General features: G+C 50.5%; 16 protein-coding genes. 7 read left to right on the top strand and 9 right to left on the bottom strand.

The window, feature by feature from the left end; all coding sequences use genetic code 11:
- Window positions 1-27: 27 nt before the first annotated feature.
- Entirely contained in the window at window positions 28-1071 is a 1044-nt protein-coding gene (locus MNO13_RS20120; RefSeq protein WP_064539904.1) for a GMP reductase, read from the top strand.
- Between the two features lie 32 nt (window positions 1072-1103).
- On the opposite strand, the gene hofC is transcribed toward MNO13_RS20120, so the two are convergent.
- The 4 genes from hofC to nadC form a co-directional block, all read right to left on the bottom strand.
- Entirely contained in the window at window positions 1104-2309 is a 1206-nt protein-coding gene (gene hofC, locus MNO13_RS20115; protein WP_232886612.1) for a protein transport protein HofC, read from the bottom strand.
- Window positions 2302-3681 (bottom strand): type II secretion system protein GspE, encoded by a 1380-nt coding sequence (gene gspE / locus MNO13_RS20110; protein WP_064539900.1) that lies wholly within the window; start codon window positions 3679-3681, stop codon window positions 2302-2304. The genes hofC and gspE overlap by 8 nt, the downstream gene beginning before the upstream one ends.
- 3 nt (window positions 3682-3684) lie before the next feature.
- Entirely contained in the window at window positions 3685-4134 is a 450-nt protein-coding gene (gene ppdD, locus MNO13_RS20105; RefSeq protein ID WP_133522760.1) for a prepilin peptidase-dependent pilin, read from the bottom strand.
- 190 nt (window positions 4135-4324) lie between these two features.
- On the bottom strand, window positions 4325-5215 hold the full coding sequence (gene nadC / locus MNO13_RS20100) for a carboxylating nicotinate-nucleotide diphosphorylase (protein WP_064539896.1): 891 nt from the start codon (window positions 5213-5215) through the stop codon (window positions 4325-4327).
- 83 nt (window positions 5216-5298) lie between these two features.
- On the opposite strand from nadC, the gene ampD reads away from it, so the two are divergent.
- Both ampD and ampE read left to right on the top strand, forming a co-directional pair.
- Window positions 5299-5862: a 1,6-anhydro-N-acetylmuramyl-L-alanine amidase AmpD gene (gene ampD / locus MNO13_RS20095; protein WP_241939171.1), complete on the top strand. Its 564-nt coding sequence runs from the start codon at window positions 5299-5301 to the stop codon at window positions 5860-5862.
- On the top strand, window positions 5859-6713 hold the full coding sequence (gene ampE / locus MNO13_RS20090; RefSeq protein ID WP_064539892.1) for a beta-lactamase regulator AmpE: 855 nt from the start codon (window positions 5859-5861) through the stop codon (window positions 6711-6713). Before ampD ends, ampE begins: the two co-directional genes overlap by 4 nt.
- A gap of 18 nt (window positions 6714-6731) precedes the next feature.
- Here ampE and MNO13_RS20085 read toward each other — a convergent pair whose 3' ends face one another.
- The 3 genes from MNO13_RS20085 to aroP all read right to left on the bottom strand — a co-directional run bounded on the left by MNO13_RS20085 (window position 6732) and on the right by aroP (window position 10635).
- Window positions 6732-7688 carry a glycoside hydrolase family 43 protein gene (locus tag MNO13_RS20085; RefSeq protein ID WP_241939170.1) on the bottom strand — a complete coding sequence of 319 codons (957 nt, stop codon included), beginning with the start codon at window positions 7686-7688 and terminating at the stop codon, window positions 6732-6734.
- 9 nt (window positions 7689-7697) lie between these two features.
- Window positions 7698-9098: a glycoside-pentoside-hexuronide (GPH):cation symporter gene (locus MNO13_RS20080; RefSeq protein ID WP_064539888.1), complete on the bottom strand. Its 1401-nt coding sequence runs from the start codon at window positions 9096-9098 to the stop codon at window positions 7698-7700.
- A 178-nt stretch (window positions 9099-9276) separates the two neighbouring features.
- A complete protein-coding gene (gene aroP / locus MNO13_RS20075; RefSeq protein ID WP_064539886.1) occupies window positions 9277-10635 on the bottom strand; it encodes an aromatic amino acid transporter AroP in 1359 nt (452 codons plus the stop codon).
- 585 nt (window positions 10636-11220) lie between these two features.
- Between aroP and pdhR the strand changes: the two genes are divergently transcribed.
- The 4 genes from pdhR to lpdA all read left to right on the top strand — a co-directional run bounded on the left by pdhR (window position 11221) and on the right by lpdA (window position 18554).
- Window positions 11221-11985: a pyruvate dehydrogenase complex transcriptional repressor PdhR gene (gene pdhR / locus MNO13_RS20070; protein ID WP_064539884.1), complete on the top strand. Its 765-nt coding sequence runs from the start codon at window positions 11221-11223 to the stop codon at window positions 11983-11985.
- 383 nt (window positions 11986-12368) lie between these two features.
- On the top strand, window positions 12369-15032 hold the full coding sequence (aceE, locus tag MNO13_RS20065; RefSeq protein ID WP_064539882.1) for a pyruvate dehydrogenase (acetyl-transferring), homodimeric type: 2664 nt from the start codon (window positions 12369-12371) through the stop codon (window positions 15030-15032).
- A 15-nt stretch (window positions 15033-15047) separates the two neighbouring features.
- A complete protein-coding gene (gene aceF / locus MNO13_RS20060; protein ID WP_064539880.1) occupies window positions 15048-16925 on the top strand; it encodes a pyruvate dehydrogenase complex dihydrolipoyllysine-residue acetyltransferase in 1878 nt (625 codons plus the stop codon).
- Window positions 16926-17126: 201 nt separating this feature from the next.
- Window positions 17127-18554, top strand: a complete 1428-nt coding sequence (gene lpdA, locus MNO13_RS20055; RefSeq protein ID WP_064540238.1) for a dihydrolipoyl dehydrogenase — start codon at window positions 17127-17129, stop codon at window positions 18552-18554.
- A gap of 50 nt (window positions 18555-18604) precedes the next feature.
- On the opposite strand, the gene MNO13_RS20050 is transcribed toward lpdA, so the two are convergent.
- Both MNO13_RS20050 and MNO13_RS20045 read right to left on the bottom strand, forming a co-directional pair.
- Complete coding sequence (locus tag MNO13_RS20050) at window positions 18605-19450, bottom strand: DUF2950 domain-containing protein (protein ID WP_121814294.1); 846 nt, start codon at window positions 19448-19450, stop codon at window positions 18605-18607.
- A gap of 11 nt (window positions 19451-19461) precedes the next feature.
- The gene (locus tag MNO13_RS20045; RefSeq protein WP_064539876.1) at window positions 19462-21054 is read right to left on the bottom strand and encodes a DUF3300 domain-containing protein; all 1593 of its coding nucleotides are present in this window, start codon (window positions 21052-21054) and stop codon (window positions 19462-19464) included.
- Window positions 21055-21388 lie beyond the last annotated feature (334 nt).

The following is a 21388-nucleotide window of genomic DNA, read 5'->3' as shown; positions in this document are numbered from 1 at the left end:
TCGCCATTCGACCCAGGAATCTGCAACATGCGTATTGAAGAAGATTTGAAGTTAGGTTTTAAAGACGTTCTTATTCGCCCAAAACGTTCCACTCTTAAAAGCCGCTCTGATGTTGAGCTCGAGCGCCAATTCACTTTCAAACACTCCGGTATTGCATGGTCAGGTGTGCCGATCATTGCTGCTAACATGGACACCGTGGGTACATTCGGTATGGCCGAGGCGTTGGCTTCGTTTGATATCCTTACTGCTGTCCATAAGCACTACTCTGTTGAAGAGTGGAGCAACTTCGTTAAATCTGTTCCAGAAAACATCCTGAAGTTCGTGATGGTTTCCACCGGCACATCTGATGCTGACTTCCAGAAAACCAAACAAATTCTCAACCTGAACCCTGCGCTGCAATTTATCTGCATCGATGTGGCGAATGGTTACTCTGAACACTTCACTCAGTTCGTGTCTAAAGCGCGTGAAGCATGGCCGGATAAAGTGATCTGTGCGGGTAACGTTGTGACTGGCGAAATGTGCGAAGAGCTGATTCTCTCTGGTGCGGATATCGTTAAAGTCGGTATCGGTCCTGGTTCAGTTTGTACTACCCGTGTGAAAACCGGCGTGGGTTACCCACAGCTTTCAGCTGTTATCGAATGTGCCGACGCGGCTCATGGCCTTGGCGGCCAGATTGTTAGCGACGGTGGTTGTACTATGCCGGGCGATGTTGCTAAAGCATTCGGCGGCGGCGCAGATTTCGTGATGCTGGGCGGTATGCTGGCTGGTCATGACGAAAGCGGTGGCACAATCGTTGAAGAAAACGGTGAGAAATTCATGCTGTTCTACGGTATGAGCTCCGAGTCTGCAATGACTCGGCACGTTGGTGGTGTTGCGCAATACCGCGCAGCAGAAGGCAAAACCGTTAAGCTGCCATTGCGTGGCCCGGTTGAAAACACTGCTCGTGACATTATGGGCGGCCTGCGTTCTGCCTGTACTTACGTTGGTGCTTCTCGCCTGAAAGAGTTGACCAAACGTACTACGTTCATTCGTGTGAATGAGCAGGAAAACCGCGTTTTCAATAGCCTCTAAGCGATATAAACGGCGTGGCTTTGGCCGCGCCGTCATCCCGCACTCATCGCATCTCCTAGCTGGAAAATAGGTAGATACATCGCAATCACTAGTGTCCCAATTATAATACCCACGACGATCATCATGATTGGCTCCAGCGCTGCGGCCAGGTTATCCGCCAGTTCCTCAGTATTGTTGTGATGCCAACTCGCCAGTTTCTCCAGCATCAAATCCAAAGAGCCTGACTCTTCACCAACCCGTACCAGCTGACAACACAACGCTGTGAATCGCTCACTCTCATTGAGCGCATGCCAAAACGGAACACCCTGGATCACTTTGGCGCTAATTTGCGAGATCACTTTTTTCCACAGCAGTGGAGTGAGTGTCGTTTCCACCGCCTCAAGTCCTTGTAATAAAGGAATGCCTGCCTGCTGGGAGAGTGACAGTGTGGTATAGATTTGGCTGAGAATTTGCCCTCGCCAAAGTGGGGCAATCAGCGGAATGTGCAGCAAAAGATTTTGCTCATACTCTTGCCAGTGAGGTTTTCGTCGCCGAAGAAAATATCCACAGGCAAACAGAATGACAAACGCCAATAACCATCTCAAACCTTGCGTCGTGACCCAATTTGACACTGCCATTACCATCGCCGTAATGGCAGGCAGTGGGGCGTTAAAAGATCGATAGATATTGGCAAACTCCGGCAGCACAAAACTCATCATTCCGATAGTGACAAGTAAGGCGACAACTATAATAAACAGTGGGTAGCGCAAGGCTTTCATGACCTTTTTACGCAGCTGATACAGTTTTTCTTGTTGGTCAGCTAATCTTTTACAGCACTCGTCCAGCTTCCCCGTTAACTCCCCAATGTGAATAAGGGCAATGAATAGCGCAGGGAAAATCTTCGGCCATTGCCTTAATGCGGCTGAAAATGGTGTACCGTTTGAAACACGTTGCTCAATGTCTTTTAGCAAAGCACGCCATTCCTCAAAGGGATGTTGCTGAGCAATAAGCACTAATCCATCAGATAAGGAAATTCCTGCCTGAAGTAGCGTAGCAAGCTGGCGGAATACTTGAATTTTTTGCTGAATATTCCAGCAGCCACGACGGGTGTGCGAGGTTTTACGTAGATGCAACAGCTGAAGATCGGCATTGAACAATTGATCGGTAACGGATGTGGCATCCTCCGCTAATACCGCTCCTTTCTGTACTTGTCCGAATTGATCGATCGCTTTCCAGCGCCAAAGCAAAAACTTAGCCATGAGGTATACCCAGTACCCGATAACACTCTTCGAGAGTGGTTAGCCCTTGTTCCACTGCTCGACAGCCATTTTCGAATAGCGTCTCCATACCTTGTTGACGAGCCAGAGCTTCGATTTCATTAGCGGGCATGCCTTTGATAATCGCAGCTTGTAGGTGCGGGTCGATAAGTAAAATTTCAAACAAGGCGCTTCGCCCATAAAAGCCGCCGTAGCAGCGTTCACAACCGACTGCCTGCCAGTAGGGTAAAGCTCGATTCCAGAGTGTTGTCGGAAGCGTGATGTCTTCCGCAAGCTGTTGCTTGCAGTGAGGGCAGAGTTTGCGAACCAGTCGCTGTGCGACCACCATGTTCAACGCCGAGGCTAACATCCAGCGCTCCACCCCCATTTGTTGTAGGCGAACCACAGTTTCAGCCGTTGAGTTGGTATGGAGTGTTGAAAGTACAAGGTGCCCAGTTTGCGCTGCTTTAATGGCAATATCAGCGGTATCACCGTCCCGAATCTCACCCACCATGATGATGTCGGGATCCTGGCGCAGTAAGGCGCGTAATACACTCTGGAAACTCAACCCTGCTTTACTGTTTACCTGCGTTTGATTGAGCCCCCGCATCGGAATTTCTATCGGGTCTTCTACGCTACAGAGGTTGCTGGAAATCTGGTTGAGTATCTTTAGTGCGCTGTAAAGTGTGATGGTTTTACCGCTGCCGGTGGGGCCGGTGACCAGAATCATGCCTTGTGGGTTGGCTAAACAACTCTGAAAACGGGTGCAGTCATCCGGTGACATTCCCAAATCTGAAAGCTCAAAAGTTTGTTTGGTTTGGGTCATTAAACGTAGAACGACCTTTTCACCGTGATACACCGGTAGCGTAGCAATGCGAAATGAACATTTGTGCTGTTCGACTTCAATCTCCATTTGCCCATCCTGGGGTAAGCGACGCTCTGCGATATCCAGACTTCCCAGTACTTTTAACCTTGCCGTTAATGGTGCAGCCAGATGAGCGGGTAGAAGGGGTTGCAGTTGTAGTACACCGTCGACGCGAAAACGAATCTGGTAGCCTTGCTCTATCGGCTCAAAGTGAATGTCTGAAGCACGTAGTTGTATTGCTTTATGAAGTGTTTCTTGTAGCAACTTAACCACTGGCGCGAAATTTTCAGCTGTTTCAGCTGTGTTGGCAGAAACACCTGAATGGCGTGCTTTCTCCAACTGCTCGACTGGCCAGTATTCAATGTTTGCTGGTTTATCACAGATAAAACGCAATGCCTCAAAAAACTGCGCGGGCGGATTCGGTGCAATGGCGATATGCAGTGTTGGAGTTTCAGAAAGTAATACTGCTTGATATTGGTTGCACAGGGCGAGGATCTGCCGATTTTCCATGGCTTAGTTTCCCGCCTGGTTATTATCAAAACGGAAAACCTCTTCACAAGTCTGTTTAAGCGAACCGCCATCGGTCGTGGCGCAGGTTCGTGTCCAACCTTCCACACCCTCAGAGTCACTCCAGCTTGGGGTTAACGAAACGGAAAGCCCATTCAGGCTTTCTTGTCCTGTCAGAGTAACCGTGCCATTTTCAACGCTCATGCCACTGACATAACGGGTCGTTTTAGGGGGCGGAATACCGTTAGTTCCGGCATCACACTCGCTAATTCCACCTCGTTCAAGCGCGCAAAGCTCTATAGCGGTACGGTAGGGGATGAAGGTTTGTAGCATGTCTGTCAGTGCCGCTTTTCGCAGGTAGTTTTGGTAAGCCGGTATGCCGATGGCGCTAAGAATCGCAATGATGCCAATGACCACCATTAGCTCAATGAGTGTGAATCCATGTTGTTTGTTCATGTGCCGCTCCTGAATATGATTGCGGGCACTTTGCGCCGTAAAAATGGCTCAGACGAGGGCGAGTCGAAGTATCAGGAAGGCGTCTTCCAGGATTTATTTATGGTTTGCATAGGGAAGCATTGAAAATGCGAGCGGTGACGAAACGAGAAGAAAAAGGCAGATGAATATTACCTCATCTGCCTGGCAGGCATTAGCGGAAGCGCATAGAGAGATCGAGTGCGCGAATATGTTTAGTTAGCGCACCCACAGAGATAAAGTCGACACCTGTTTCGGCAAATTCACGGATGGTTTCTTTCGTCACGTTGCCGGAAACTTCCAGGCGGGCTTTGCCATCGGTGATAGCGACAGCCTGGCGCATATCTTCAACGTTGAAATTATCAAGCATGACGATATCAGCCCCAGCATGCAGCGCCTGTTCCAGTTCTTCAAGCGACTCAACTTCAACTTCTACCGGCACATCCGGATGGTACCAGAAGGCTTTTTCTATCGCCTGGCGAATCGAACCCGAGGAGATGATGTGGTTTTCTTTAATCAGGAAAGCGTCAGACAAGCCTAAGCGGTGGTTGCTGCCGCCACCGCACAATACTGCGTATTTCAGCGCGGTGCGCAGGCCTGGCAGTGTTTTACGCGTATCAAGTAGTTGCGTATTGGTCCCTGCCAGCAGGTCGACGTAAGTGCGAACTTCACTGGCGACGCCAGACAGCGTTTGCACAAAGTTAAGCGCAGTCCGTTCGCCGGTTAACAATACGCGCGAAAGGCCGGCCAGTTCGAACAACGGCTGGTCAGCCACGACAAGATCGCCATCTTCGACATGCCATGTGACTTTGACATCTCCGCCAAGTTGGATGAACACTTCTTCAACCCAGCGTTTACCGCAAAATACGCCGTTTTCACGGGTGATGACCACCGCATGGGAACAATGTTCTTCAGGTAGTAATTGCGCGGTAATATCATTTTGAGGGTTGACGTCACCACCCAGATCTTCACGTAAAGCCTGGGAAACAGCCTGGGGAATATCAAGGTTAATACGTTCGAGAAGCTCGTCACGTCGGCGGTCTGGGTTATAACGGCGAGGCGGCATGATAAAACTCCGAAATGGCTTAGTTAATGTCGAAACATGCTACATTGATGCGACGTCAAGTACCACTACTGAGGAGACTATGGATGCAGCTAAAAGACGGCTGGCTAGTGGGCGTAAAGCAGGTTCCTTCCCCACATTTCGATTGCCGACCGGAGGATGAAACCCCTTCGCTGCTGGTGGTGCATAACATCAGTTTGCCACCGGGAGAATTTGGTGGTCCATGGATTGATGCTTTGTTTAGTGGCACGCTTGACGCCACGGCTCACCCATATTTTGCCGGAATCGCCCATTTGCGCGTTTCGGCGCATTGTTTGATTCGCCGTGATGGCAAAATCGTTCAGTATGTTTCTTTTGATAAACGTGCCTGGCATGCGGGTATTTCTTTGTATCAGGGGCGTGAGCGCTGTAACGATTTTTCCATTGGTATAGAGCTGGAGGGTACCGATACGCTGCCTTATACTGATGCGCAATATCAACAGCTTACGGCTATCACTGAAACATTGATTCAGGTGTATCCGTCAATTGCTGACAATATGACGGGGCATTGCGATATTGCACCGGATCGTAAGACAGACCCAGGCCCCGCGTTTGATTGGTCGCGTTTTCGTCAGGCGGTTGAGGTCACGTCAAACAAGGAGAACAAATGACGCTATTTACATTGCTGCTGGTGATGATTTCAGAGCGGCTGTTTAAGCTGGGTGAGCACTGGCAGTTAGATCACCGCCTTGAAGTGCTTTTTCGGCGAGTAAAAAGCTTCTCGCTGATGCGCACTATCCTGATGACCGCCCTGTGCATGCTGGTGGTTTTCCTCTGTATTCGTGCGTTGCATGGTTTGTTCTTCAATGTCCCGTTGCTGGTTTTCTGGATTGCGCTCGGCGTGCTGTGTATTGGCGCAGGCCAGGTTCGATTGCATTATCACGCTTATTTGCAGGCAGCGAGCCACGACGACAGCCACGCGCGTGATGCGATGGCGAGTGAACTGACGCTGATTCATGGCATCCCGCCAGACTGCGATGAACGTGAGTACCTCAAAGAGCTACAAAACGCGCTGTTGTGGATTAACTTTCGTTTTTATATCGCACCGCTTTTTTGGTTTATCGTCGGTGGAGTTTGGGGGCCGGTTACGCTTGCGGGCTATGCTTTTCTGCGCGCGTGGCAGACCTGGCTTGCTCGTCATCACACGCCGCAGCAGCGTCTGCATTCAGGAATTGATGCCATTCTGCATGTGCTGGATTGGGTGCCGGTGCGTCTGGTTGGCGTGGCTTACGCGCTTCTGGGGCACGGTGAAAGGGCACTTCCGGCGTGGTTTGCATCCCTGGCCGACCGTCATACTTCGCAGTATCAGGTGCTGACTCAACTCGCCCAGTTTTCACTGGCACGAGAGCCGCATCTCGATAAAATCAAAACGCCGAAAGCCGCCGTTTCTCTGGCGAAGAAAACATCTTTGGTGATTTTGGTGGTAGTGGCGTTGCTGACTATTTACGGCACTCTGGTTTAGGCCAGAGCGCCGCTCAGGTTAACGGTTATCCGCAGGCGGTATGCCAAACACTGGCATACCGTTTTCATCCCATTCGAGTGTTTTCAGACGTGTGTGGCGGTTCGGGTCATACAGCGGGTCACCTTCAATTTCCGTATAATTCCGCGCGTGGTACACCAGCACGTCCTTACCGTCTTTGGTTTTGGTAAAGCTGTTATGCCCTGGCCCAAACTGTTTGTTCTCGTAGCTGGTGGTAAACACCGGCTGCGGAGATTTGTGCCAGTTCGCCGGGTTGGTTGGGTCCGCTTTCAGGTCGATCCACAACAGCCCAATACAGTAATTTTCGTCGGTGGCGCTGGCTGAATAGCTGACAAACAGTTTGTCGCCATGAACCACCACCGCCGGGCCTTCGTTAACCAGAAAACCTCTGCATTCCCAGTCCAGTTCAGGCTTGCTTAACATCACAGGCGTGCCTTTGATGGCCCACGGCGTTTCCAGTTCGGCAAGATAGATATTCGAGTTACCGGCAATATTCGGATCTTTTTGCGCCCATAAATACCATTGCTTGCCCTGATGTTTAAAGGTTGTGGCATCCAGACAGAAGCTGTCGAATTGGGTTTTTACCTGGCCTTTTTCACTCCATTTTCCGCTTAACGGATCGGCGTCTGCGCATTCCAGCGCAAACATCCGATGCTGGAACATATTTAGCTGATCCAGCTCTTGTGTATGGGTGGCGGCAAAGTAGATATACCACTTGCCGTCGATATGATGCAGTTCTGGAGCCCAGATAAGCTCGTTCATCGGGCCGTGGTTCGGTTTGCGCCACACAACGGAAGGCTGTGCATTAGGCAACTCGCTTAAAGTTGCTGCGTGGCGGATCTCCAGTCTGTCGTACTCCGGCACTGACGCAATAAAATAGTAGCCATCGCCATGTTGCAAAATAAACGGGTCAGCGCGTTGCTCTATAAAGGGATTTGGCCATTGCTCCTGGTTCATAACGCTTCCTTAAAGTTTGGCTTCAACAGGTTTGCTGTCGTGATATTCATTCAGTTCGCGGTAGTTGATACGGCGTTTTTCAAGGTCAGCCTGAATGCGCTGCATCAGTTCACGGTCAACTTTCAGCAGACGCACTACGCCTGCGGTAATCAGGTAACCGACGCCAGGGATAATGGTAAACAGCATCACGATTCCGTTAATTGAGTCGGCGCTTTGTTGTTTTGCGCCCGCATCGTAACCGTACCAGGAAAGCAGGAAACCAACCATCGCACCAGCAATTGCTAACCCCAGTTTCAGGAAGAATAAGTTACCAGAGAAGCTGATACCGGTGATGCGTTTACCGGTTTTCCACTCGCCGTAGTCATCAACGTCAGCCATTAATGACCAGTGCAGCGGTGACGGAATCTGGTGCAGAATGTTGAGCAGGAAGTACATCACTACAATAAGCGTGGTGGCGTGCGGGTCGAGGAAGTAAAAACCACAGGAGAAAATCGCCAGCACGATGTTGGTCCAGAAGAACACTTTCAGTTTGCAAATGCGGTCGGTCAGTACTTTCGCCAGCATACTGCCGCCCATCATGCCTACCACGCCCAGGCTGATGAACAACGTTGCGAAGCTGGTACTTTGCCCCATTACCCAGGTGACGTAGTACATGGTGGCTGCCATGCGGATAAATCCAGGACAGACGTTGCACAGGGTCAGCAGAAGAATGCGCACCCACTGGTCGTTTTTCCACACATCTTTCAGGTCAGCCTTCAGATCGTCGTTGCTTGGTACAGCCGGGCGCACACGTTCTCTAACGGTGGTGAAGCAGAACAGGAACATACACATTCCCAGTACCGCCAACACACCCATCGCCATTTGGTAACCTTTGGCTTTGTCGCCGCCGCCAAACCAGTCAACCATCGGTAGCAGTGAAAGTGACAGGATCAGCGTGGCAATCCCGACCATCACAAAGCGATATGCCTGGCAGGCCACGCGTTCTTTCGGGTCGTTGGTGATAACGCTTCCGAGTGAGCAATAAGGAATGTTGATGGCGGTATAGGTTAAAGACAGCAGGAAGTAAGTGACGAAGGCATAGATAACTTTGCTGCTATAAGCCCAGTCTGGTGTGGTAAACATCAGGTAGCTGAAGAAGGCGAATGGCGCAGCCATCCATAAAATCCATGGACGAAAACGCCCCCAGCGGCTCTGCGTTCTGTCAGCAATTGCGCCCATAATGGGGTCGGTGACGGCATCAATAACGCGGATAGAAAGCAGCATCACGCCGACGAGTGCCGGAGCCAGGCCAAAGATGTCAGTGTAAAAATAGTTAACAAACAACATTATGGCGCCAAAGATAATGTTGCACCCGGCGTCGCCCATTCCGTAGCCAATCTTTTCTTTAATCGATAATTTGCTGCTTTCCATTGGAAATGCTCCTGACCAGTATATGGACAAGAGTATTGAACTATTGGTGAATAATTGCGTGTCAGTAATTCAGCGCAGTGATGGACAATACTGTCATTGTAAAGGAAGTGTGAAGTAGATAACAAAGCGCCCCGGCAAGCGTTGGCTCACCGGGGCGCTTTATTCAAAGAAGAAAGTCTTAAGCTTTAACGCTCTTCAGGTTCTTCTGTTTGATGAAGTAACCGATACCAAGAATCACCACCCACACAGGAATCAACCATACGGAGATCGCCATGCCTGGCGTCATCGCCATGATAACCAGCACCGCCGCCATAAACAGCAGACAGATGTAGTTACCTAATGGATAGAACAGGGCAGGGAAACGGGTTTTCATCCCTTCTTTATCCTTCGCACGACGGAACTTGATGTGTGCGAGGCTGATCATCGCCCAGTTGATTACCAGTGCAGAAACCACCAGAGCCATCAGCAGGCCGAATGCTTCTGCTGGAGCCAAATAGTTAATCAGGACACACAGTGCGGTGAACAGTGCGGAGACCAGAATGGTATTCACCGGCACGCCACGCTTATCCACTTTCTGGAATGCTTTTGGCGCGTTGCCTTGCTGCGCCAGGCCGAACAACATACGGCTGTTGCAGTAAACACAGCTGTTATAAACAGACAGTGCGGCGGTCAGAACCACGATGTTAAGCGCGTTGGCAACAAAGGTGTCACCCAATTCGTGGAAGATAAGCACGAACGGGCTGGTATCAGCAGTAACGCGAGTCCACGGCATCAGAGATAACAAAACAGCCAGTGAGCCCACATAGAAAATCAGAATACGGTAGATAACCTGGTTGGTCGCTTTCGGAATACTAACGTGTGGGTTATCCGCTTCTGCAGCCGTAATACCGACCAGCTCGAGCCCACCGAAGGAGAACATGATAATTGCCATCATCATCACCAGACCAGTGAAGCCGTGTGGCAAGAATCCGCCTTGTTCCCAAAGGTTGCGCACTGTTGCTTGTGGGCCTGCATTGTCGCTGAACAGCAACCAGCCACCAAACAGAATCATCGCGACGACAGCGATGACTTTAATGATAGCGAACCAAAATTCCATTTCACCGAACACTTTCACGTTGGTGAGGTTAATGGCATTGATAACCACAAAGAACACCGCAGCAGATGCCCAGGTTGGGATCTCCGGGTACCAGAACTGAATGTATTTACCGACGGCAGTCAGTTCTGCCATGGCGACCAGCACGTACAGCACCCAGTAGTTCCAGCCAGACGCAAAACCGGCAAAACCACCCCAGTATTTGTAAGCAAAGTGGCTAAATGAACCTGCTACAGGCTCTTCAACCACCATCTCACCCAACTGGCGCATGATCAGAAAGGCAATAAAGCCTGCGATCGCGTAACCAAGAATAATCCCCGGTCCGGCGGATTGAATGACGGATGCACTGCCCAGAAACAGGCCTGTCCCAATAGCTCCGCCCAGCGCGATGAGCTGGATATGGCGGTTTTTAAGGCCGCGTTTAAGCGTGTCGCCTTGTTCCATTGTTAACCCTCGTGTCTTTTCTTATATATGTACTCGTAGCGGCACATGTAAGTTTGTAATTCCGTAATGTGTAGTGTTTGTTTTACGGTTTTTAATTCCAGTATTTTGCGCATTAGACTACCGCAGCGCAAAGAATAGTGGTAAGTGCCAGCATTTGCACCTGCTTTCTATTATTGCCGTGACGAGTTGAATAAAAAGAAACCAGTTGTCATATCGCTCACATTTTCCACTTCGTCAATTATTCATCCAGGTTAAGCGATGTCAGTGAATTAATATTCATATTTTAAACTGATGAATCGCTTCAATTTGCAAGAAAAAGCACTTTTTACTGTTTCGTAAACGTTAAATACGTCTGGGTGTGAGTAAATGTGACATTTGTGCAAAGTTACAGTTATGAAACGTCATTTCTGTAATGTTGTTAAAATGTGCCGGGTTTAATGATTTCAATCAAAACCAATATGGACAGAAGGTGAATACTTTGTTACTTTAGCGTCAAGAATGTGAAATTGGTCATACCAATTGACTTTGCCCCGAATGATTTAAAGTTTGAAGGGCATAAGCGCTAATGGCAGAGACAGGGAATACATGGCCTACAGCAAAATCCGCCAACCAAAATTATCCGATGTGATTGAGCAGCAGTTGGAGTTTCTCATCCTCGAGGGAACCTTGCGTCCCGGCGAAAAACTCCCACCAGAGCGCGAATTGGCAAAACAGTTCGACGTTTCTCGTCCTTCACTGCGCGAGGCTATTCAACGCCTTGAAGCGAAAGGGCTCCTGCTACGTCGTCAGGGCGGTGGTACTTTTGTCCAAAACAGTCTTTGGCAAAGTTTAAGCGACCCACTGGTCGAACTGCTGTCTGACCATCCCGAATCCCAGTTTGATCTGCTCGAAACCCGCCACGCACTTGAAGGTATTGCTGCGTATTACGCTGCCTTACGTGGTACGGACGAAGATCTCAAACGTATTGGCGATTGCCATTTAGCCATTCAAAAAGCGCAAGAGTCCGGCGATCTGGATGCAGAATCCGATGCGGTTATGCAGTATCAAATCGCTGTAACCGAAGCCGCCCACAATGTGGTGCTACTACACTTGTTGCGCTGTATGTCACCGATGCTCGAACAAAACGTTCGTCAGAATTTTGAATTGCTCTATGCGCGCCGTGAAATGCTGGCGCAAGTGAGCAGCCATCGCGCCAGTATTTTTGCGGCGATTATGGCTCGCCAGCCGGAGCAGGCGCGTGAAGCGTCGCACCGTCACCTGGCATTTATCGAAGAAATATTGCTGGATCGCAACCGCGAACAGAGCCGTCGAGAACGTTCTCTGCGGCGCTTGCAGCAACGTAAGGAATAAGAGTCTTCTACCCTTCATCCTTCACGCTGCTGGGGTGTTGGCTACAGGAGTTCACCCGAATCACTTACTTGAGTAAGCTCATCGGGATTCACTCCTTTGCCGCCTACCAGCAACCTGAATGTTAAAGGGTAAAATATAAGCGCCAATTTTTAGAGCGCGGCAACTAAACGCAGAACCTGTCTTATTGTGCTTTGTGTTGTCCAAATAGTTCGGGGTGTATCGCGGTGGCAAGCGCGCGAATCCCCAGGAGCATAGCCTAACTATGTGACTGGGGTGAGGAAGTGCTGCCAACAAAGAGACAACCCGAAATATGAAGGGCAAAAAGCACAATGGGACAGGTTCCAGATAATCAACGTATTAGACACAGATAAGGAATACCACCCATGTCAGAACGTTTCCCAAATGACGTGGATCCGATCGAAACTCGCGACTGGCAACAGGCGATCGAATCGGTCATCCGTGAAGAAGGTGTTGAGCGCGCACAGTACCTGATCGATCAGTTACTGAGCGAAGCCCGTAAAGGCGGAGTAAAAGTTGCAGAAGGTTCTGCTGCCCGTCAGTACGTAAACTCCATCGCCGTTGAAGATGAACCGGAATACCCGGGGAATCTGGAGCTGGAACGCCGTATTCGTTCTGCTATCCGTTGGAACGCCATCATGACCGTCCTGCGTGCGTCTAAAAAAGACCTCGATCTGGGCGGCCATATGTCTTCTTTCCAGTCCTCTGCAACCGTGTATGACGTGTGTTTCAACCACTTCTTCCGCGCACGCAATGCGAAAGATGGCGGCGATCTGGTGTACTTCCAGGGCCACATCTCCCCAGGCGTCTATGCACGTGCTTTCCTTGAAGGCCGTCTGACTGAAGACCAGATGAACAATTTCCGTCAGGAAGTTCACGGTAATGGTCTGTCCTCTTATCCGCACCCGAAATTGATGCCTGAATTCTGGCAGTTCCCGACCGTATCTATGGGTCTGGGTCCAATCGGTGCTATCTATCAGGCTAAATTCCAGAAATACCTGGAACACCGTGGTCTGAAAGACACTTCCGCACAGCGCGTTTACGCGTTCCTGGGCGATGGTGAAATGGATGAGCCAGAATCCAAAGGTGCGATCACTATCGCAACCCGTGAGAAGCTGGATAACCTGTGCTTCATCATCAACTGTAACCTCCAGCGTCTGGATGGCCCAGTAACCGGTAACGGCAAAATCATTAACGAACTGGAAGGTATCTTCGCGGGTGCTGGCTGGAACGTGATTAAAGTGATTTGGGGCTCTCGTTGGGATGCTCTGCTGCGTAAAGATACCAGCGGTAAACTGCTGCAGCTGATGGGCGAAACCGTTGACGGTGACTACCAGACCTTCAAATCCAAAAACGGCGCTTACGTACGTGAGCACTTCTTCGGTCGTTATCCTGAAACTGCTGCACTGGTTAAAGATATGTCCGACGATGAGATTTGGGCACTGAACCGTGGCGGCCACGATCCTAAGAAAATCTACGCTGCACTGAAAAATGCACAAGAAACCAAAGGCAAAGCAACTGTCATCCTGGCTCATACCGTTAAAGGTTATGGCATGGGTGAAACTGCCGAAGGTAAAAACATCGCTCACCAGGTTAAGAAAATGAACATGGACGGCGTGCGTTATGTTCGCGACCGTTTCAATGTGCCAGTGACCGATGCCGAAATTGAAAAACTGCCATACATCAAGTTCGAAGAAGGCAGCGAAGAGTACAAATATCTGCATGGCCAGCGTGAAAAACTGAACGGCTACCTGCCGACTCGTCTGCCAAAATTCACCGAGAAACTGGAACTGCCTACCCTGGCTGACTTCAGCTCTCTGTTAGAAGAGCAGAACAAAGAAATCTCCACCACTATCGCTTTCGTTCGTGCCCTGAACGTAATGCTGAAGAACCCGTCTATCAAAGACCGTCTGGTTCCAATCATTGCCGATGAAGCGCGTACTTTCGGTATGGAAGGTCTGTTCCGTCAGATTGGTATTTACAGCCCGAACGGCCAGCAGTACACCCCGCAGGACCGTGAGCAGGTTGCATACTACAAAGAAGACGAGAAAGGCCAGATCCTGCAAGAAGGTATCAACGAGCTGGGCGCAGGTTCTTCCTGGCTGGCTGCTGCGACTTCTTACAGCACCAACGATCTGCCAATGATCCCGTTCTACATCTACTACTCCATGTTCGGTTTCCAACGTATTGGCGACCTGTGCTGGGCAGCGGGTGACCAACAGGCGCGTGGCTTCCTGGTCGGTGGTACTTCTGGTCGTACGACGCTGAACGGTGAAGGTCTGCAGCACGAAGATGGCCACAGCCATATTCAGTCTCTGACTATCCCTAACTGTATCTCTTACGATCCATCTTACGCATACGAAGTTGCAGTCATCATGCATGACGGCCTGGTGCGTATGTACGGTGAAGCGCAAGAGAACATTTACTACTACATCACTACGCTGAACGAAAACTACCACATGCCAGCCATGCCAGAAGGCGCGGAAGAAGGCATCCGTAAAGGTATCTACAAACTGGAAACAGTTGAAGGTAGCAAAGGTAAAGTTCAGCTGATGGGCTCGGGTTCCATCCTGCGTCACGTACGTGAAGCGGCACAGATCCTGGCTAAAGATTACGGCGTTGGCTCTGATGTATTCAGCGTAACTTCCTTCACTGAACTGGCTCGTGATGGCCAGGATTGTGAGCGCTGGAACATGCTGCACCCAACTGCTGAACCACGTGTACCGTACGTTGCTCAGGTAATGAGCGATGCACCAGCAGTGGCATCTACTGACTATATGAAACTGTTCGCTGAACAGATCCGTAACTTCATCCCGGCAAGCGATTACCGCGTACTGGGTACTGATGGCTTCGGTCGCTCAGACAGCCGCGAAAACCTGCGTCACCACTTCGAAGTGGACGCATCTTATGTGGTTGTTGCAGCACTTGGCGAACTGGCTAAACGTGGCGAAATCGATAAGAAAGTGGTGGCTGACGCTATCACCAAATTCAACATCGATGCAGATAAAGTCAACCCGCGTCTGGCATAAGAGGTAAAGAATAAAATGGCTATCGAAATCAAGGTACCGGACATCGGTGCAGACGAAGTTGAAGTTACCGAAATCATGGTGAAAGTGGGCGACAAGGTTGAAGTTGACCAGTCCATCATCTCCGTGGAAGGTGACAAGGCTTCAATGGAAGTCCCTTCTCCGCAAGCAGGCGTGGTCAAAGAGATCAAAGTTGCGGTGGGTGACAAAGTTGAAACCGGCAAACTGGTTATGATTTTCGAATCCGCCGAAGGTGCAGCGCCAGCTGCACCAGCTCCGGCTGAAGAGAAGAAAGAAGCAGCGCCAGCAGCCGCTCCGGCAGCAGCTGCAGCTAAAGAAGTGAACGTGCCAGACATCGGCGGTGACGAAGTAGAAGTTACCGAGATCATGGTTAAAGTGGGCGACAAAGTAGAAGCAGAGCAATCTCTTATCACCGTTGAAGGTGACAAAGCTTCTATGGAAGTCCCGGCACCGTTCGCAGGCGTTGTCAAAGAAATCAAAATCAACACTGGCGACAAAGTGTCTACCGGTTCTCTGATTATGGTCTTCGAAGTAGCGGGTGCTGCACCTGCTGCCACAGAAACCAAAGCTGAAGCGGCTCCGGCAGCAGCACCAGCGGCATCTGGCTCGAAAGAAGTTAACGTGCCAGACATCGGCGGTGACGAAGTTGAAGTGACTGAAGTGATGGTTAAAGTGGGCGATAAAGTTGCCGCTGAACAATCACTGATCACCGTAGAAGGCGACAAAGCCTCTATGGAAGTCCCGGCTCCGTTCGCAGGCGTAGTTAAAGAAATCAAAATCAAAACTGGCGACAAAGTGTCTACCGGTTCTCTGATTATGGTCTTTGAAGTGGAAGGCGCTGCACCAGCTCCTGCCGCTAAGCAAGAAGCAGCTGCTCCGGCTCCTGCGGCTCAGAAACCGGCTGCTGCACCAGCTCAGGCTTCCGGCAAAACTGAATTCGCTGAAAACGACGCATACATTCACGCCACCCCACTGATTCGCCGTCTGGCGCGTGAGTTTGGTGTGAACCTGGCGAAAGTGAAAGGGACTGGCCGTAAAGGTCGTATCCTGCGCGAAGACGTTCAGGCTTACGTGAAAGACGCGGTTAAGCGTGCTGAAACAGCACCAGCAGCTGCAACTGGTGGCGGTCTGCCAGGCATGCTGCCATGGCCGAAAATTGATTTCAGCAAGTTCGGCGAAATCGAAGAAGTTGAACTGGGCCGTATTCAGAAAATCTCTGGTGCGAACCTGAGCCGTAACTGGGTAATGATCCCGCACGTTACGCACTTCGACAAAACTGATATCACCGATTTGGAAGCTTTCCGTAAGCAGCAGAACGATGAAGCGGCTAAGCGCAAGCTGGACGTGAAGTTCACACCTGTTGTGTTCATCATGAAAGCCGTGGCTGCCGCTCTTGAGCAAATGCCTCGCTTCAACAGCTCCCTGTCCGAAGACGGTCAGAAGCTGACGCTGAAAAAATACATCAACGTCGGTGTTGCGGTTGATACGCCAAACGGCCTGGTTGTTCCAGTCTTCAAAGACGTGAACAAGAAGAGCATCAGCGAGCTGTCTCGCGAACTGATGGCTATCTCTAAGAAAGCTCGCGATGGCAAGCTGACTGCTGGCGAAATGCAGGGCGGTTGCTTCACTATCTCAAGCCTGGGTGGTATCGGGACGACTCACTTCGCGCCAATCGTTAATGCGCCAGAAGTGGCAATCCTCGGTGTCTCCAAGTCTGCTATTGAGCCGGTCTGGAATGGTAAAGAGTTCACGCCGCGTCTGATGATGCCGATGTCTCTTTCCTTCGACCACCGCGTGATTGACGGTGCTGATGGTGCGCGCTTTATCACCATCATCAACAATATGCTGGCCGACATTCGCCGTCTGGTGATGTAAGCCAAAAAGCCGGCCTTGCGGTCGGCTTTTTTCTGGTAATCTCGTGATGCAGTTCGAGATTATCTGATGCAAAGGACAATTCGTTTGCCGTTTGTTGTTTCAAAATTGTTAACAATTTTGTAAACTGCGTGCGGATAGAACGTCCCGGTGGCGATGGGCGTTAAAGACCAGGGACCGCCGGAAATAAATTAAGAGGTCATGATGAGTACTGAAATCAAAACTCAGGTCGTCGTACTTGGGGCAGGCCCGGCAGGTTATTCTGCTGCATTCCGTTGCGCTGATTTAGGTCTGGAGACCGTCATTGTAGAGCGTTACAGCACCCTCGGTGGTGTTTGTCTGAACGTTGGCTGTATCCCTTCTAAAGCCCTGCTGCACGTTGCTAAAGTTATCGAAGAAGCAAAAGCTTTGGCTGAGCACGGCATTGTTTTCGGTGAGCCGAAAACTGACATCGACAAAATTCGTACCTGGAAAGAAAAGGTTATCAACCAGTTGACTGGTGGCCTGTCCGGTATGGCAAAAGGTCGTAAAGTTAAAGTGGTGAATGGCCTGGGTAAATTTACCGGCGCTAACACCCTGGTTGTTGAAGGTGAGAATGGTCCAACAACTATCACTTTTGATAACGCAATTATCGCGGCGGGTTCTCGTCCGATTCAATTGCCATTCATTCCGCATGAAGATCCACGCGTATGGGATTCTACCGACGCACTGGAACTGAAATCCGTACCAAAACGCATGCTGGTTATGGGTGGCGGTATCATCGGTCTGGAAATGGGTACTGTGTACCATGCGCTGGGCTCAGAGATTGACGTGGTTGAAATGTTCGACCAGGTTATCCCTGCTGCCGACAAAGACGTGGTTAAAGTCTTCACCAAGCGTATCAGCAAGCAATTCAACCTGATGCTGGAAACCAAAGTGACTGCGGTTGAAGCCAAAGAAGATGGCATCTACGTCACCATGGAAGGCAAAAAAGCCCCAGCTGAACCACAGCGTTACGATGCGGTTCTGGTGGCAATCGGCCGCGTACCTAACGGTAAGCTGCTGGATGCAGGCGCTGCTGGCGTTGAAGTTGATGAGCGTGGCTTCATCCGCACTGACAAGCAAATGCGCACTAACGTGCCGCACATCTACGCTATCGGCGACATCGTCGGCCAGCCAATGCTTGCGCACAAAGGTGTTCACGAAGGTCACGTTGCCGCTGAAGTTATCGCTGGTATGAAGCACTACTTCGACCCGAAAGTGATTCCTTCAATCGCTTATACCGAACCAGAAGTTGCATGGGTTGGTCTGACCGAGAAAGAAGCGAAAGAAAAAGGCATCAGCTACGAAACCGCCACCTTCCCGTGGGCTGCTTCTGGCCGTGCTATCGCTTCCGATTGCGCAGACGGTATGACCAAACTGATTTTCGACAAAGAAACTCACCGTGTTATCGGTGGTGCGATTGTCGGGACTAACGGCGGCGAGCTGTTGGGCGAAATTGGTTTGGCTATCGAAATGGGTTGTGACGCAGAAGACATCGCGCTCACTATCCACGCGCACCCGACTCTACACGAGTCTGTAGGTCTGGCTGCCGAGATCTTCGAAGGTAGCATTACCGACCTGCCAAACCCGAAAGCGAAGAAAAAGAAGTAAGCGCTTGATGGTAATAAAAAAGCGGCCTTGGCCGCTTTTTTATTGGGTTACTATTGGTCTTCTTCCCAGCTTTTATCCGGGTTGAACTGTTTTATCTCTTTCACTTTTTCAGCCGTTTGCTCACCGAGATCCTTCTGATAAATCACCCCCTGGTTATCGACCATAAAGGTGGTGATACCGGTTTCCCCATACTCCACAGGCCAGGCAATTAACGCAAAGCCAGCTGCCATTTTCCCGTCTGAAATATAGTTTTTCTCACCACCCGCAGCGTCTGCCCCTTGAGCTGTAAGAATGCGGAAGTGATATCCGTGATAGCCCATGCCAGGATGCTCAGGACTGAAACTTGGGCCGAGAGGGCTGGGAGATTCACCCGGTGTGAGTGGCCAGTACAATCCATCCTTCTTACCTTCGCTGCTGACAAATTTCTGGGCATATTGCTGATTGAGCTGATAATAATCTTCCTGTGCCGCGACATAGGCGTCTATCGCCTGAATCGCGGAAAGCTCGTTAAGACCAATAGTGCGCGTGAGAATTTCATCCGCCGCCTGCTGCATATCGAAGTGCCAGCCCGCATCGGTTTTTACTATCGGGATAGGCAATTGCCAGTTTTCATGCCCAACATTCAGATGCGCAGTTTCACCTTTCTGCTCAATGTTATGGCTCACTTTCCAGTCACGAACAAAACGAGCCACTGCTTCAGGATCGGCTTTGTCATCGGGAAGATACTGCCGCCAGTTATCACCCAGCACCTTGGTCAGTGCGGCTTCATCCTGACTAATGACAGCGTCGGCAAATGAGGTGGCTGCCAGTTCAGGTGTAGTGAACAACTGCTGTGCCTGAACAAAGGCAGGCAGCATAAGCATTACTAATGCACATAACTTCATACGATTTTTCATGATGCCTCCTTTTAACGGCGATTAACTTCACGATGCCCAGAACTACGTTCTCTGGAAGGGCTCCGTTGCTCACGGTTAGCTGATGAGCGGTTAAGACTTTGCTGGCCACGCTGGTTCTGCGCCTGCCAGGAAGGGGAACGGCTGTCGTTACCGCTTAATGCAGACCTCGTTTGTTGCTGACGTGGCCTGGTATTGGTCGTGGCCCGATTCTGGGTTTCTCGCGTCTGGGTTCTGGCTGCTTCCTGACGACGCTGTGTTTGTTGATTCGTTGAACGGTTGGCCTGAGTCTTCGCGGCGTTACGGCGTGCGTCAGTGTTAGGGCTGTCGTAACCCCGATAATTATTGCGCTGAGCAATTTTGTTCACTTGTTGGGAAGATGCCTGACGCTGAGCGTCGCGGGTAGTGCGCTGTGCTGCTGTGCCTGCGTCTTTCCGTTGAGTCTGCTGCATTTGCGTCCTGGCCGCTTGCCGCTGGGCATCACGGTTGACTGTTGCGGCATTAGGCGTTGCGCTCAGCCCACCTGCAGTATTAGTCCGGTTATATCGTTGAGATACTGCGTTGGACTGATAGCCAACCCCATCCCTGTAGGCTGGGTTATGCTGGAAGCGCACATTGCTGCCCTTGGCCAGTTGCTGCCCGGAAACGCGGTTGTAACGGTCAACGTCAATATTAATGTTGTTGTCCCCATTACGGTTATAGCCACCACCACCACCATGATAACCATCGTAATCGTCATCATCCCAGTCGATGCTGCCAAATAAAGCCGCAGTGGTCACGATACCAAGGCCAAATCCGAGCCCATCAACAAAGTTGTCACCGAACTGATCTTCGGGAGGTGGAAGATAGACAGGCGGATAAGCGGTATTTGGCCAGGTACCGTACGCGGTCGTTGGGTTGTAAGTAGGAACATAAACGACCTCCGGATTAGTGGGTTCGATTTTTATAACCTGAGCCGGAGCTGCGCTGGTAGTGGATGGCTCTTGAACCGTCGTATTTTGGTTTACCGTAACAGGGGTAGTGGTCACCGTTTGTTGCGGAGTGGTTTTCAGAGTACCCGTCTGTTCCGCCATCAAACGCAATTTCTGCACGGAATCCATGACATCTTTAGGTTGTGCGAGGAACGCATCACCCAGATTTTGCACCCATTGCGGATTTTCACCCATCAGCGCTGTTAATTGCGGGAAAGCGACCAGAGATTTTACACTCGGATCCCAGGGTTGATTTGAGACAGCCTGAACGGCGGCATCACCTTGTAGCTTCGGGTTGTCATGGGACCATTGCACCGCCTGAACGACGTTCGCCGGATAGGTTGACGCCATTAGCACTTGCGATAGAAGCGGGTCAGGGAATAGCGCAACAGGCGCAACCCATTGGTCGATTTGGGCAGTAGTAAATGTAGGTGCATTGGTTAGCGGTGCTGTCGCCCCTGCTACGGGTGCTGCGGGTGCAGCCACAGGAGCAGGCGTTGCAGGTTGTGCAACCGGAGCTGGCGGAGATGATGCCGCCTCCGTGGATTGGCTTTTCACAAATAGCATGCCGGATGCCGCTAAAATGACAGCACTCCCTACAAGGGCAAAAATATGAGGCTTGAATGGCAACTTCATTTAACTTCTCCTGGTATTCAGAAGGATACCCGTGAATTAGAGAGCTATGCCGGGAGGCGGCTGTGTCTGGGTGAGTATATGGAGCTGATAGTTTAATTTTTGTCTTAAACGGTGATTCTTGCCGTAAATGTAGTACGAAACCGTGAAATATTATTTCTGGCTATACAAATTCTGTACAAAACAGGTATCCAAAGGCGGTTTTTTTGTGCCCGAAGGTCATATCGAAAAGTAATATTTTGCCCTTAACGATTCAGCAAGTATTTAATGTTGCTTTTTTGTAAACGGATTAACACCCCCTGAAAATCCTGCTATGCTGCCCGTCGCGGTACCGGGC

Origin of the sequence: Buttiauxella ferragutiae, from assembly GCF_022637515.1 — a bacterium.
Lineage (GTDB): Bacteria > Pseudomonadota > Gammaproteobacteria > Enterobacterales > Enterobacteriaceae > Buttiauxella > Buttiauxella ferragutiae.
Note: the sequence above shows the minus strand (reverse complement) of the source record. Positions and strands in the feature narration are given on the sequence as shown.

Coding starts and splice junctions, on each gene's coding strand:
- gspE (WP_064539900.1), bottom strand. CDS start 3,681: ATGGAAAATCGGCAGATCCTCGCCCTGTGCAACCAATATCAAGCAGTA.
- aroP (WP_064539886.1), bottom strand. CDS start 10,635: ATGGAACAAGGCGACACGCTTAAACGCGGCCTTAAAAACCGCCATATC.
- pdhR (WP_064539884.1), top strand. CDS start 11,221: ATGGCCTACAGCAAAATCCGCCAACCAAAATTATCCGATGTGATTGAG.
- ppdD (WP_133522760.1), bottom strand. CDS start 4,134: ATGAACAAACAACATGGATTCACACTCATTGAGCTAATGGTGGTCATT.
- nadC (WP_064539896.1), bottom strand. CDS start 5,215: ATGCCGCCTCGCCGTTATAACCCAGACCGCCGACGTGACGAGCTTCTC.
- MNO13_RS20045 (WP_064539876.1), bottom strand. CDS start 21,054: ATGAAGTTGCCATTCAAGCCTCATATTTTTGCCCTTGTAGGGAGTGCT.
- MNO13_RS20050 (WP_121814294.1), bottom strand. CDS start 19,450: ATGAAAAATCGTATGAAGTTATGTGCATTAGTAATGCTTATGCTGCCT.
- ampE (WP_064539892.1), top strand. CDS start 5,859: ATGACGCTATTTACATTGCTGCTGGTGATGATTTCAGAGCGGCTGTTT.
- ampD (WP_241939171.1), top strand. CDS start 5,299: ATGCAGCTAAAAGACGGCTGGCTAGTGGGCGTAAAGCAGGTTCCTTCC.
- MNO13_RS20120 (WP_064539904.1), top strand. CDS start 28: ATGCGTATTGAAGAAGATTTGAAGTTAGGTTTTAAAGACGTTCTTATT.
- aceE (WP_064539882.1), top strand. CDS start 12,369: ATGTCAGAACGTTTCCCAAATGACGTGGATCCGATCGAAACTCGCGAC.
- MNO13_RS20080 (WP_064539888.1), bottom strand. CDS start 9,098: ATGGAAAGCAGCAAATTATCGATTAAAGAAAAGATTGGCTACGGAATG.
- aceF (WP_064539880.1), top strand. CDS start 15,048: ATGGCTATCGAAATCAAGGTACCGGACATCGGTGCAGACGAAGTTGAA.
- MNO13_RS20085 (WP_241939170.1), bottom strand. CDS start 7,688: ATGAACCAGGAGCAATGGCCAAATCCCTTTATAGAGCAACGCGCTGAC.
- lpdA (WP_064540238.1), top strand. CDS start 17,127: ATGAGTACTGAAATCAAAACTCAGGTCGTCGTACTTGGGGCAGGCCCG.
- hofC (WP_232886612.1), bottom strand. CDS start 2,309: ATGGCTAAGTTTTTGCTTTGGCGCTGGAAAGCGATCGATCAATTCGGA.